The sequence below is a fragment of the Pseudarthrobacter sp. fls2-241-R2A-127 genome, from assembly GCF_030209355.1.
GTDB lineage: Bacteria > Actinomycetota > Actinomycetes > Actinomycetales > Micrococcaceae > Arthrobacter.
The window spans coordinates 25,897-39,115 of the sequence record NZ_JARVSF010000031.1 but is presented as its reverse complement, the minus strand read 5'-3'; the positions used below and the strand labels follow the sequence as shown (position 1 = coordinate 39,115).

Here is a 13,219-nt window from a genome sequence, read left to right as displayed (position 1 = left end):
TCTTCGTGTTTCCTACAGTTGCAGGGTCACCGGGCGCTCCAGCCCGTTCACGGTGGCCGCCGGCCAGCGCGGATCTACCGTCAGGATGCGGAGACCGGATTCCGTGAGCTGGACGGTGTCCTCGATCTTGACGCCGGGGCCGGATGGGTTCCAGGTGAACGCCTGGTCCAGCACCACCGTGTCCGTGGCGCCCGAGGTGACGCGGGGATCGCGCCCTGCGTAACCGGCGGGGCCGCCCTGGTGGTGCTGCTCCCACTGGTCCGCGCCGAAGCCATGCCGGACGTAGGCGGCCTGGATCTCGGTGAAGATCCGGTCCAGGCGGGTGCCGGGAACCGTTGCATCGAAAATGTCCGCCTCCACTGCCGCGATGCGGGCCTCGGCGTCGCGCTCCCCGGGAGTGCCGGCATCGAACCTGATCCAGCGCGTGATGTTGGCAACCAGGCCGTCGCGGCGGGCGCAGACCACCGCCATGGCACGACGGCCCAGGGGCGCGTGCGTGGCCAGGGGATGCCGGAAGGTGCTGCGGGAGCTGCCATTGCACAGGAGCACCAGCGGCTCCGCGCCGGCGCCCACCACCCGGGCGGCCAACGCCGAGACCAGCGCGAATTCGGTGGTGTCCGGGCGGGCAGCGGACAGGACATCGGTCATGATGCCGGCAACCTCGGCGCTGAGCAGGGCATAGCGGGCACTCTCCGCCGGAAGCAGCTGCTGGCGGGCGGCACGCAGTTCGGCGGCGACCTCTGCCTCGGACAGTGGCGGCACCAGGCCGTTGCCAACGGCGGCCGCGGCCTGGTGCAGGTTCGCGTACCAGGGGACGGTGTGCAGGTTGACCCCCAGCGGAAGCTCCTCGGCGGCGATCCTGCCGGCTTCGTTGTTGAACGTCACCAGGTGGTCGCCGTCGCGGGCAACAAGCAGGGCAGCGATGGGATCGCCGGCCAGGCTGATGTGGACCCGGCTGCCGTCCAAGTACCACGTCAGCGCCGTGTTGCTGGTGAGAAGCAGCGAATCCCGGCCGGCCGCGTCGAGGATGTCCAGGACGCGCCGGCGCTTGATCGCCCGGTCTCCAGGGGATCCGGGAGCCAGGCGCGCCTCCTGCTGGGGAACGGCTGCGGCTGCGGTCTGGGTCATGACAGGTCCCCTTGCTGGTTGATCAGTGCTTCGATGTCGGCGGTGGCCAGGAGTCCGTCGGCCACGAAAACGGTGATGTGCCGCCGCACCGGTGTGCCGGGTTCGGCGATGACGGGCGAATCCCACGCCAGCGACTGGCCGACGCCCGGGTAGCCTTCCACCCGGACAAACCAGGGATCCGTGCAATCAGCGGCGGCCACGAACACCAGGGTGGCCGGGCCGCCGTCGAACGTTCCTGACCAGGCGAGCCACGGCGTGATGCTGCCGTGGGTCTGCGCCTCACCGGCTCCGGCCGGCGTCCAGACGGCTGCGTCCGCGCATTCGGGCAGCCGCCAAAAGAAGCCGCCGTAGCCGCCCTCGAACCGGCCGTTGGAGCCCGGGCTGCCCAGGCTGACCGGCGTGCTCCCGGCAGGTGACAGCGCAAAGTCCAGTGACAGCCGCCAGGTGGAGGGTGCGACGCCGGACCACGCCCAGGTGCGTTCCTCACGGAGCACAGGGGAGCCGTCCGGCCCGTTCCAGGCCAGCGCTTCCTCCAGGATGCCGGGCAGGTCCGCGCCGGCGTCGTCCCGGAACGATCCGGTGCCGGTGGTGGCAATGCTGCCGTGGTCCGGGCGCCAAACGTACTGGCCGGCTTCCCTGGTGTAGGTGCGGCCGCCCCAGAAATTCACCCCGTCCACGTCCTGCAGGGCGACGCCGGCACCCAGGTGCCACACGTGGTCCAAGGGCTGGTGGTCGGTCACCACGGTGCCGTTCAAAGTGCGCACCGGATGCAGGTAGGGGCGCGGGGAAGACACAGCCCTGATATGGCTGCCGTCCTGGTAGTCCGCCACCGGGCGGCCCCCAACAGCCAGCGTCCGGACCGGCGGAAGGGGACGGGCCCAGGGAACACCCAGCTCGGCGAAGGTCGCCTGTGCCAGCACTGCGCGCTCCATCAGTTCGGAGATGCCCCGCACCACCGGATGGGCGTCGTCGCCTTCGCCTTCCCAGGTGATGAATCCGGCACCGATCGGAGCGGGTGCCGGCGCGGTGCGGATGGCTTCCAGGACGGTGGTGAAGGCTCCGGTGTCCTCCAGCCCAGACAGCAGCGGCGTCCCGTTGGCACGGGCATCCAGCAGGTTTTCGAGCAGGTCTGTCCGGCCGAAGAATTCCCGGCGCTCTCCGGCCGGGGTGAGGATGACAACTTCGTCCTCGGTGTAGGAGAGCGTGATCTCGCCCAGGGTTCCGTGGACGGTGACGGTGGGGTTGAGCTGTTCGGGGGCACAGAGGGTGAGGGCGCAGAGCAGCGTGTTTCCGCCTGCGGTACGGACCCGAAGAATCGAGGTGTCATCGCTTTGGGTGCTGTTGGCCCGGTAGAGGTCCGTTTCCACCGTGGTGACGTCCGCGAGGGTGTGTGCGCCCGCAAGGTGCAGTCCAGTGGCAACGGCGTGGGCCAGGGCGTTTGTGGCCACCCCGTCCACCACGTCCGTGCCGTCGAGGCTGCGCTTCCCGGCCCAGCGCGAGCGGTTGTAGTAGGCCTTGGTCCGCAGCCATTGGCCGGTGGCGCTAAGCCCCAGGACGGTGCCGATTTCACCCGCCTCCACCAGGTCCCGGATGGCGGGCAGGGCTTGGGAGCCAAGGCTCTGGAAGCCTACCTGGACCAGGCGGCCGTGATCCTTGGCCGTGGCAAGGACCTGCTCGAACTGTGCCAGGGATGCCACCGGCGGCTTTTCGACATAGACGTCCATCCCGGCGGACAGCGCCGCGATGGCCAGCGGCGCATGGGTCTGGATGGGAGTGGCAAGTATGACGACGTCGGCACCGGGCTGCGCGGCGAGCAGGGCGTCCAGGTCGGGGAACACTGCCACCGTGTCCGCCAGCGTGCCCGCCTGCGGTGGATTGGGATCGGCGACGGCCACCAGCTCCAGGGCGCCGGCCTGTTCGAGCCGGGCCAGGTTGGCAAGGTGTCGTTCACCGAAGCCGTGCACGCCCACCAGGGCAATGCGCGGGACGGCGACAGGGGGTTTGGGCGCATCCTCGCGCCCGGGTTCGGTGGAGGCGGTTTGCTGAATCATCACGTGGTCCTTGGGAGTGGTGCTGGGTGGGGGTCAGGAGGTCAGCGTTTCCGCCAGGAAGTCGAGGGCCTCGTCCTGCATGGCAGCGGTGAAGACGTGGCCGCCGGGCCAGAAGCTGCCGGCATACCTGTCCGTGCCGCGGTGCAGGGATTCGAGCAACCGGTGGGCCTGGCGCATCCCTTCTTCAGGGAAGAGCTCATCCGCCACGGCGTACTGCACCAGGAACCGGGCGGCGCTTGAGCGTGCGGTGAGCTCTGGCCAATCGCCCAGGTGCCAGAGCCCCGGAGTTTGCAGCAGCCACGAATGTGCGTCGAGGTAGGCGGGGAAGAGGGACTCAAAGGTGGTCATCATGCAGGTGACCACGGCGGCCCGGATACGGGGGCTCAGGGCGGCGAGCGTGAGGGAACGGCCGCCACCGCCGGAGAAACCGACGCACCCGAGATTGTCCGCATCGACGCCGGGCAGGGCGGCCAGGACGTCGAGGGCGGCAAGGTCGTCGTGGGCTACCATGCCGGCCAGGCTGGTTCCGAGCAGCCCGGCCGCTTTGGCCACGGTGTCCTCGTGGTAGCCGGCAGCGGCGTTGTATTCCTCCGCCTCGGAAGGCACGACGCCCTCCGCCCGCCATTGCGCCTGCCGTGCGCCGACGGCTGCGCCGGTCCGCCAGGGCGGGGTGAAGAGGTCAAACCTGCGGCTGCCCCAGGCAAAGGTGTCATGGGCCAGGACGGCGAAGCCCCCGCGGGCGATGCCGGTGGCAAGGGCCCGGCCGTCGTAGTGTGCTGCACGGGCAGCAGCTGCCGACGGATGGTTTCCGGGGAGTTCCACCAGCCGGTCCGCGCCGCCGAACTTGTTTCCGCCGTGGCAGTGCAGGGCCAGGACGCCTGGCAGCGGCGCGGAATGTCCGGCCGGCCTGACCAGCCAGCCCGTGGTGCGCGGCCCGAAGCCCAGCTGCCAGCTCAGCTCGGTGGTGGTGGCGTCGTCGTACGTTTCTTCCCAGTGCACCCGTACTTTCAACGGCGCGGGCGCAGCGGGGACGCCCAAGGCGTCTGACAGCTCCTGGGCCGCGGCGGTGGATGCCCGGTGGCGGGGATGGGCCCGGACGTAGGCAGGCCAATCGTCGTAGCCGGCGATGGCGCTGGGCCGTGTCGTCGTGATCATGTGCCTGCCTCCTTTCGTGGGTTGTTGGATGTGCACCCGCCCGCCGCTGCAGGGTCAGGCGAGGTTTTGGTTCACTTCTGAAATCATGCCCTTGGCGGCGTCACGGGGCGAGATCTTCCCGAAGAGTACATCCGTGTTGTAACGGTTCAAAACTTCCAGTGTGGCTGATGATCCTGCCGGGAAGGGCTTGGGTGCCGGGATCTTCATGGCCGCAATCCGGTCCAGGTAGGTGGCTTCCTTCTGCTGGGTTTCCTTCAGCAGGGGAGTGATGCCCGCCTTCAGCTCGGTGTTGGCGGGCATGCCGCGGTCGCTCTTGATCTTGGTGGCCGCGTCCATGTTGTTGACGAGGTAGTTGATGAACAGGGCCGCTTCCTTGGGCTGGGGCGATTTGGACGAGATGGCGTATTCCATCGAGGAACGCAGCCAGGCTCCCGGGGTCTTGCCTTCGCCGGGCAGTTTCATCATGACCAGCGGGGCGCCGGAGTAGGAGGTCATCTGGTTGCTCCAGGAAATCTTCATTCCTTGCTTTCCCTGCCCCATCAGGGTCATCTCGGGCTGGGCGGAGCCGTCCTCGACGGTCTGGGAGGCTGAAGGGGCGCCCCCGGTATCCATCAGCTTCTTGTTGAGCTCAAACCACGAGGCCAGCGTGTCCTCGCTGATGCCCATTTTCTTGCCGTCGTCCGTGTAGAGCTCCTGGCCGTTCTGCCGCGCCCAGACGGCGAGGAATGAGTCGTTGGCCATCGGGGTGGTGCCGAAGGTGCCGGCCGGCGACTTCTTGGTGAGTTCCGCGGCAATCCGTGCATAGTCGTCCCACGTCCAGGTTTCGTCGTCCGGCATCGGAACGCCGGCGGCCTCGAAGACCTTGGGGTCCAGCACCATGGACATTGAGTTGACGCCCGCCGTGATGGTGTACTGCTTTCCGTTGATCTTGCCCAGGTCAACGGTCCCGTCGGCAAACTTCGAAGTGTCGATCTGGTCCTTGACCTTGGCCAGGTCCAGGAGGACCCCGCGGCTGGAATATTCGCTGGGGTAGGCCCCGCTCATGGCGATCACGTCCGGAGTGGTCCCACCGGCGATCTGGGTGGCCATCTTGTCCCAATAGGAACTGAATTCCGTATTCTCGCCCTGGACCTTGATAGTGGGGTTGGCGGCTTCGAAGGCCTTGATGACCTCCATGGTGGTCTTCGCCCTGGAGTCGTTGCCCCACCAGGCAAACCGGATCGTCACGGGATCCTCCGCGGTCCCTACTTTCCCGGCCTGCGGGCTGCTGCCGCAGCCGGTAAGGACCATGGCCAGTGCCGTGGCTGCGCCGGCGATTCCCATAGCGGATTTCCTGAGACCAAACCTCATTGTTGTCCCCCTCATTTTTGGTGGTCGCGCCTCTGCGACATGTAACAGAAAACGTTTTCTCAAAAACTAACAAAGGGCTGTACAGGAGTCAAGAAACCGTTTACTTTGGTACGGAGCCGCTTTCTCAACGACGCTCCCGGCGGCGGAACCGCTCCAGCCCTGGCAGGCATGGAGCGGGCCCGAGACCGGAGCGCCCGATCCCCCCATCGCCTGGCGATGACCGAAACGTGGAGGCCACGATGACCAAAGGAGACCACATGGCCGCAAAGCATATTCCCAGGACGCTCGGGCCGGCCCAGTTGCCGGCCGCAGCGTACCTGCTGTCCGTGACGGAGCAGCAGCCGTGAGCGCCATCAGCGAACTGTCTTCGTTAAGCCGGCGGAAGGGCAAGGCCACCGCGGAGGAGAAGAAGGCCAACAGGCGGGACAACAAGGCCGCCTACATCTTCCTGCTCCCGTGGCTGGTGGGCCTGGTGGCCATCACCATCGGCCCGATGCTGATGTCCCTGTACTTGTCCTTCACGGACTACAACCTGCTCCAGCCGCCTGAGTGGACTGGGCTGGACAACTTCACCCGGATGCTCAGCGATGCCCGGCTGCACAATTCGTTGCGGGTCACGTTTACCTACGTACTGGTCGGTGTTCCGCTGCAGCTGGCTGTTGCGCTGCTGATCGCGCTCGTCCTGGATAAGGGGCTCCGTGGCCTTCCGTTCTACCGTTCGGTGTTCTACTTGCCCTCGTTGCTGGGCGGTTCGGTGGCCGTCGCGATCTTGTGGAAGCAGATCTTCGGCACCACTGGCCTGGTCAACCAGGTCCTGGCCATGTTCGGCATCCAGGGTCCGGGCTGGATCTCGGACCCCAGTACGGCCTTGGGGTCGATCATCCTGCTGCACGTCTGGACTTTCGGCGCTCCGATGATCATCTTCCTCGCGGGCCTGCGCCAGATCCCCAATATGTACTACGAGGCGGCCAGGGTGGATGGCGCCACCACGCTCCAGCAGTTCTGGCGGATCACCATGCCCATGCTGAGCCCGATCATCTTCTTCAACCTGGTTCTGCAGATCATCGGTTCGTTCCAGTCCTTCACCCAGGCGTTCATCGTCTCCGGCGGCAACGGCGGACCCTCCGACTCAACGATGTTCTTCACCTTGTACCTCTACCAAAAGGGCTTCGGCCAGTTCGACATGGGCTACGCCTCAGCCATGGCATGGGTGCTGCTGCTCATCATCGGCGTCTTCACCGCCATCAACTTCATCGCTTCTAAGTATTGGGTTTTCTATGACGACTAAGCTTGAGACGCTGCCCACCCCGGAGAAGAAGTCCGGGGGCGCCGGCAAGCCTACGAACCGCAAGCCCAGGGTCCGCGAGTCACGCGGAACACTGGCCTTCAGCAGGGCCCAGCGTGGTAAATCGCTGATGAAGCACGCCATCCTGATCCTGGCCGGCGGGTTGATGATCTACCCGCTCCTGTGGATGGTGGTCTCCTCGCTGCGGCCGAACGATTTGATCTTCCGGGAACCGGGCTTGTGGCTGAACAGCCTGGAAATGAGCAACTACACCTCCGGATGGTCGGCGCTGACCCACCCGTTCGGCCACTACATGATCAACTCAGCGATCGTGGTGATCGGCTCGATCCTGGGCAACCTGGTCTCATGCTCGATGGCAGCCTACGCATTCGCGCGGCTGCAGTTCACCGCCAAAAAGCTGTTCTTCGGCATCATGCTGCTGACCATCATGCTCCCCTTCCACGTGGTGATCGTTCCGCAATACATCCTGTTCTCGCAGATCGGCTGGGTGAACACCTTCTGGCCGCTGATCGTTCCCAAGCTCCTCGCCACGGACGCGTTCTTCGTCTTCCTCATGGTGCAGTTCATCCGGGGCATCCCCAAGGAGCTCGATGAAGCCGCCAGGATCGATGGGGCAGGCCACCCGCGCATCTTCCTGCGCGTGATCCTGCCGCTGATGGTGCCGGCCCTGGCCACCACCACGATCTTCACGTTCATCTGGACCTGGAACGACTTCTTCGGCGCCCTGATCTACCTCACGGACCCGGATATGTTCACGGTTCCCGTAGCGCTGCGTGCTTTCGTCGACTCGCAGTCAGCCACCAGCTGGGGATCCCTGTTCGCCATGTCCATCGTCTCGCTGCTGCCCGTCTTCCTGGTATTCCTCTTCGGCCAGCGGTTCCTCATCAAGGGCATCGCCACCACCGGCATCAAATAGCGGACGCGTCACCCGGCGTCACGCATTACCCTGCACCACCCCTTGAACGGCCCGTCGCCAGCGACGGGCCGTTCGCGCGTCCCGGGGCGGGAGCATTTCGCAGCGCATCTTGTACAAGTAGCTAACTTGTAGCCTTAGATGCAGAAAGCGCTTTCGCGGCAAGGCGGGCCTTCGAAACCTCGAAGGCTGCGGCACCTGCCAACCCCAACGTCACCGCACCTGGATCAAAGAAGATCGGAGTTACACAGTGCCGCTTTTTCCCCGTCCTGCATCAGCTGCCAAGCAGCCGGCAGGGGCACCCCCTTCGCGCGTATCGCGCCGAACCCGTAAAGCAGGCGCGGTTGCAGCCGCAGTCGCCGCCGTCATGGCCCTCAGTGCCTGCGGCGGGGGAGCCACGCCGCAGAGCGCTGACGGAACCGTCGAGCTTCGCTTCTCCTGGTGGGGCGGCGACAAGCGCGCCCAACTCACGCAAGAAGCCATCAAGCAGTTCGAAGCCGAAAATCCCAAGATCAAGATCAAACCCGAGTTCGGCGACTGGAGCGGATACTGGGACAAGCTCGCCACCCAGGTGGCCGCCAATGACGCCCCGGACATCATCCAAATGGACGAGAAATACATCACGGAGTACTCCAGCCGCGGCGCGCTCCTGGACCTGTCCAAGTACGACATCGACACCTCCAAGCTGGATGAGGCGGCCCTGAATGCCGGCAAGGGCCAGAAGGGCCTGACGGGCATCGCGGCCGGTATCAACGCCGCCACCATCCTGGCCAATCCCGCTGTTTTCCAGGCCGCCGGCGTTCCGCTGCCGGATGACACCAAATGGACCTGGGACGACTTTGGCCGGATCGCCGCCGAAATCACCGCCAAATCGCCCAAGGGCACCTACGGCGCGGCAGCCTACGGAACGGACGAGGCCTCCCTGGGAGTCTGGCTCCGGCAGGACGGCAAGTCCCTCTACACGTCCGACGGCAAGCTGGGCTTTGAGTCCGGTGACATCGCGGACTGGTGGGCGTTCCTGAAGGAGCTGAGCCAGAAGAAGGCCGTGCCCTCAGCATCCGAGGTAGTTGAGGCTGAAGCCGCTCCGCTTGACCAGAGCGGACTGGCCACCGGCAAGAATGCAATGGCGTTCTGGTGGTCCAACCAGGCGCCGGCCCTGGAGAAAGCGAGCGGCGGAGACCTCAAGATCCTGCGGTTCCCCACCAAGACGGGCTCGGCTGCCGACGCGGAGCTTTGGTACAAGGCCTCGCAGTTCTGGTCCGCGTCCTCGCGCACCAAGCACCCGCAGGAAACTGCCAAGTTCATCAACTTCCTGACCAACAACGTCAAGGCCGGTGAAGCGCTCCTGGCGGACCGCGGCGTCTACCCCAACTCGGATGTCCGGGCCGCCATCCAGCCCAAACTGACACCGGCCGATGTCAAGGTGGTCAACTTCATCGACCAGATCAAGGGTGAGCTCGGCGAAGCTCCGGCACCGCCGCCGAAGGGTGCGGGCGCGATCCAGGAAATCATCAAACGGTACACGTCGGAAGTCCTGTTCGATCGGCTGTCACCGGCCGATGCGGGCAAGAAGGCAACCGACGAGATGAAATCGGCCATCAGCAACTGATTCACCGCCAACACGGCTCCGGACGCTATGGGTGGATGCCTCCCCATTCCAGGCGTCCGACGGCGGGTGGCAGCTACGCCCCGGCGGGAACCAACGGTTCCTTCCGGGGAGTAGCTGTTTAACTGCCCCTCGCCCCTCATTGCCCACCGGCGGCGCCCCATGGAGGCGCCGCCGTCGTAAGTCCTTGACGGACGGGGCTAGCTAGTTTCCGCCACCACCGCGACGCCGCCGGCCGGGACAGTGCCGGGGAACGGCGCGCCGGTCAGCAGGTCCTCGCCGGTGGCGGAGACGGCGGCATCCGTCCTGGTGTGGTTGATCGCGAACACGAAGCTGCGCCCGTCCGCGGCCAGTCGCCGCGTCAGCTCCACCCCGCGGTCGGCAGCGGCAACGGGAGACACGCCTGATTCGGCGAGCAGCGTGTCCACCAGGGCTTCAATGCCGTCGGCGTCGGGGAAGGTGGCCAGGTACCACGCCGTCCCGGATCCAACATCCCGCCGGGTCAGGGAAGGCACGCCCTCCAGCGGGTAACCGGTAAACGCCTGTACGGCCTCCGCGCCGGCAAGGCGGACGTGCTCGCTCCAGATTGACGAGGTGGTGCCGTCGCTCAACGTCAGCTGGACCCCGGCCAGCACAGGGTGGAATTCCTCCACGCGAACGCCCAGGAGGTCGCGGAACGCGCCGGGGTAGCCACCCAGCCGGATGTGGTCCTGCAGGTCCGCGATCCCGCTGAAATAACTGACCAGGACCGTTGCGCCGGCAGCGGCGGCAGCAGCGATATTGGCGGCGGAGTCATCGGACACGGCGTACAGCGTGCACACCAGCACCAGGTCGTAAGCATCCAGCGACGCGGACGGGTGCACCACATCAACGGAGACTCCGCGCAGCACCAGGGACCGGTGGAACGCCCTCAACAGGTCCAGGTACTTCACGTCGACGCTGGGCTTGGAATCGATTTCGCTGGCCCACCATGCCTCGTAGTCGAAGACGATGGCGGTCCGCGACTGGACCCGGGATCCGCGCACGGCTTCGAGGCGCTTGAGGGCCGCGCCGAGCTCCACCACCTCACGCCACACCCGCGTGTCCCGTCCGCCGTGCGGCACCATGGCGGAATGGAACTTCTCCGACCCCGCAAAGCTTTGCCGCCACTGGAAGAACATCACGGCGTCGGCTCCGCGGGCCACATGGGCCAGCGAATTGCGCAGCATCTCGCCTGGCATCTTGGGCTGGTTGCGCGGCTGCCAGTTGACGGCCGACGTCGAATGCTCCATGAGGATCCACGGGTCACCGCCGGCAATGCCGCGCGTGAGGTCCGCGCTGAACGCGAGTTCGATGTGCCGTTCCGGGTCCGCCGCCACAAGGTAGTGGTCGTTGGCGATGACGTCCAGGTCCTTGGCCCAGCTGAAGTAGTCCATGGATTTTGTGGCGCTTGAGGCCATCAGGTTGGTGGTGCAGGGGACGCCCGGGGTGACCTCGCGCAGGACGGCCACCAACTCACGGTAGTAGTCCATCAGGGCCCACGAGTTGAACCGCTGGAAGTCCAGTTGCTGGCCGGGGTTCAGGGTTGACGGGGCGACGGCGGGCGGCACGATTTCATCGAAGGAGGCGTAGTTCTGGGACCAGAATGCGGTGCCCCAGGAGGCGTTCAGGGCCTCGATGCTGCCGTACCGGCGTTCCAGCCAGGCGCGGAAGGCGGCGGCGTCCTCCTCCCCGTAGAACTCTGAAACGTGGCAGCCCAGTTCGTTGTCCACGTGCCACAGCGCCAGCGCGGGGTGGTCCTTGTAGCGTTCGGCGAGTACGCGCGTGATCCCGGCGGCGTAGCGGCGATAGACGGCCGACGACGGCGTGTAATGCCGCCGTGAGCCGGGTCCCAGTATGGTCCCGTCAGCCGTGACCGGCAGGATTTCCGGGTGCTTGCGGACCAGCCATGCCGGGGGAGCGGCCGTGGCGGTGGCCAGGGCCACCTTCACCCCGATCCCGGCGAGGTTGTCCATCACCTCGTCCAGCCAGCCGAACTCGTAGTGCCCTTCGGCCGGTTCCAGCAGGGCCCAGGAGAAGATGCCGACGCTGAGGAAATTCACCCCCGCTTCCTGCATGAGGCCGAGATCCTCCAGCCGGACGTCCGCGGGCCATTGCTCGGGGTTGTAGTCGCCGCCGAATGCGATGCCCCCAACGTTGCGCCAAACGCTGGCCGGACCTGTGCTTTCCTGCTGTGTCATCGGACTCCTTTGTCAACTGAAGGGCTGGGTTGCTGTGAGGAAGCGTTTTCTTGGAAAACGCTTGCCCAGACGGGTTGGAAAACGCTTGCCCATTACTCGGAATGCAGCTATTGTATCGTTTCAGAAGCCGTGTTAGCCAGCTCACTACTTACGTTGTAGAGCGAGGCAGGCACCCATTGAGCAAGGAGGCTCCCGTGATCAACAGAAGGCATTTCCTCACTACCGTGGCCATCGGCACCGCATCTGCCGCAGCCCTGGCAGCCTGTGGGAACGGATCCAGCTCTTCCGGCCAGACCGGATCCGCTGACAATCCCGTGACCATCAACTACACCTGGTGGGGCAACGACGACCGCGCCGAGCGCACCCGCAAGGCCATCGCCCTCTTCGAATCCAAGAACCCGGACATCAAGGTCAACGGCAACTTCACGGACTTCGCCGGCTACTGGCAGAAGCGCGCCACCGAAGCGGCCGGCGGCGGCCTGCCGGACGTGATGCAGTGGGACCTGTCCTACCTGCGCGATTACGGCCAGCGCAACCAGCTCCTGGACCTGGGCACCGTGAAGATCGATACCTCCGCGTTCGAGAAATCACTCCTGCCGTCCGGGCAGATCAAGGGCAAGACCTACGGCATCCCCACCAGCACCAACGCCTTCGCGGTCTACTACGATCCCGCCAAACTGGCTTCCCTGGGCATCGCCGAGCCCACGGGCAAGTGGACCTGGTCCGAATTCCAGGCATTCCTGAAGGAAGTTGGCGACAAGGGCAACGGCACCCTGTACGGTTCCACGGACTTCACGGGTGTGTGGTGGCAGTTCAACATCTGGCTCCGCCAGAAGAACATCCAGGCGTTCAACAGCGACGGGAAGCTGGGATTCAGCAAGGACGACCTGAAGACCTGGTGGAACCTCAACGCGAAGCTGCGCGGCACCCAGGCCATCGTGCCGGAAGACAGGGTGACCCAGCTCAAGCCCAAGTCGCCGTTCGGCTCCAACGTCAGTGCTGCCGAGGTTACCTGGGACAACTTCATGGCCGGCTACCTGGCTGACAGTGGCGCCAAGCAACTCAAGCTGGTACCGGTCCCTTCGGATGACCCGAACAACCTGGGCCTGTTCCTGAAGCCCTCCATGCTGATGGTGGCCAGCGCCAAGACCAAGTTCAAGGATGCTGCCGCCCGCTTCATCGATTTCATGGTCAATGATCCCGAGGTAGGCCAGATCTTCAAGACCTCCCGCGGCGTTCCGGCCTCCAAAACCCAGCGCGACGGCACCACGTTCGACGGCGCCGACAAGCTGGTGGTGGATTACGAGAAGTCCATCGAGCAGTACCTGAAGGACGCACCCGAACCGCCCATTGTCGGTTTCGGCACGCTGGAAGCATCGTTCGGCCGGATTGCCTCCGACCTCAACTACGGCAAGCTCACCGTTGACGGTGCCGTCGACGCGTGGTTCAAGGAAGCCGAAGACCTCATCAAGCAGAACGCCTGATCCGGCC

Annotated in this window: 9 protein-coding genes; 4 read left to right on the top strand and 5 right to left on the bottom strand. The window is 65.5% G+C overall.

All coding sequences use genetic code 11. From position 1 onward, the window contains the following. Window positions 1-12: 12 nt before the first annotated feature. The 4 genes from QRN53_RS17925 to QRN53_RS17910 are packed head-to-tail and all read right to left on the bottom strand — an operon-like array spanning window position 13 to window position 5,657. Entirely contained in the window at window positions 13-1,128 is a 1,116-nt protein-coding gene (locus QRN53_RS17925) for a M24 family metallopeptidase (protein ID WP_285245161.1), read from the bottom strand. Next, entirely contained in the window at window positions 1,125-3,179 is a 2,055-nt protein-coding gene (locus QRN53_RS17920; RefSeq protein ID WP_285245160.1) for a DUF6807 family protein, read from the bottom strand. Before QRN53_RS17920 ends, QRN53_RS17925 begins: the two co-directional genes overlap by 4 nt. A 33-nt stretch (window positions 3,180-3,212) precedes the next feature. After that, on the bottom strand, window positions 3,213-4,334 hold the full coding sequence (locus QRN53_RS17915; protein ID WP_285245159.1) for a histone H3 family protein: 1,122 nt from the start codon (window positions 4,332-4,334) through the stop codon (window positions 3,213-3,215). 54 nt (window positions 4,335-4,388) lie between these two features. Further along, window positions 4,389-5,657 (bottom strand): ABC transporter substrate-binding protein, encoded by a 1,269-nt coding sequence (locus tag QRN53_RS17910; RefSeq protein WP_285245158.1) that lies wholly within the window; start codon window positions 5,655-5,657, stop codon window positions 4,389-4,391. A 370-nt stretch (window positions 5,658-6,027) separates the two neighbouring features. Between QRN53_RS17910 and QRN53_RS17905 the strand changes: the two genes are divergently transcribed. The 3 genes from QRN53_RS17905 (at window position 6,028) to QRN53_RS17895 (ending at window position 9,512) form a co-directional block, all read left to right on the top strand. Beyond that, the gene (locus tag QRN53_RS17905; protein ID WP_018761806.1) at window positions 6,028-6,972 is read left to right on the top strand and encodes a carbohydrate ABC transporter permease; all 945 of its coding nucleotides are present in this window, start codon (window positions 6,028-6,030) and stop codon (window positions 6,970-6,972) included. After that, a complete protein-coding gene (locus QRN53_RS17900; RefSeq protein WP_285245157.1) occupies window positions 6,962-7,906 on the top strand; it encodes a carbohydrate ABC transporter permease in 945 nt (314 codons plus the stop codon). The genes QRN53_RS17905 and QRN53_RS17900 overlap by 11 nt, the downstream gene beginning before the upstream one ends. Window positions 7,907-8,153: 247 nt before the next feature. Further along, window positions 8,154-9,512 (top strand): ABC transporter substrate-binding protein, encoded by a 1,359-nt coding sequence (locus QRN53_RS17895; protein WP_285245156.1) that lies wholly within the window; start codon window positions 8,154-8,156, stop codon window positions 9,510-9,512. Window positions 9,513-9,709: 197 nt separating this feature from the next. Here QRN53_RS17895 and QRN53_RS17890 read toward each other — a convergent pair whose 3' ends face one another. Further along, window positions 9,710-11,728, bottom strand: coding sequence for a beta-galactosidase (locus tag QRN53_RS17890; protein WP_285245155.1), 2,019 nt, complete (start codon window positions 11,726-11,728; stop codon window positions 9,710-9,712). A 194-nt stretch (window positions 11,729-11,922) separates the two neighbouring features. On the opposite strand from QRN53_RS17890, the gene QRN53_RS17885 reads away from it, so the two are divergent. Then, entirely contained in the window at window positions 11,923-13,212 is a 1,290-nt protein-coding gene (locus QRN53_RS17885) for an ABC transporter substrate-binding protein (RefSeq protein ID WP_285245154.1), read from the top strand. The last annotated feature ends 7 nt before the right edge of the window (window positions 13,213-13,219 follow it).

Bases quoted from the DNA above. Each gene is read 5' to 3' on its own strand.
- QRN53_RS17925 (WP_285245161.1), bottom strand. From the start codon at position 1,128: ATGACCCAGACCGCAGCCGCAGCCGTTCCCCAGCAGGAGGCGCGCCTG.
- QRN53_RS17920 (WP_285245160.1), bottom strand. From the start codon at position 3,179: ATGATTCAGCAAACCGCCTCCACCGAACCCGGGCGCGAGGATGCGCCC.
- QRN53_RS17915 (WP_285245159.1), bottom strand. From the start codon at position 4,334: ATGATCACGACGACACGGCCCAGCGCCATCGCCGGCTACGACGATTGG.
- QRN53_RS17910 (WP_285245158.1), bottom strand. From the start codon at position 5,657: ATGGGAATCGCCGGCGCAGCCACGGCACTGGCCATGGTCCTTACCGGC.
- QRN53_RS17900 (WP_285245157.1), top strand. From the start codon at position 6,962: ATGACGACTAAGCTTGAGACGCTGCCCACCCCGGAGAAGAAGTCCGGG.
- QRN53_RS17890 (WP_285245155.1), bottom strand. From the start codon at position 11,728: ATGACACAGCAGGAAAGCACAGGTCCGGCCAGCGTTTGGCGCAACGTT.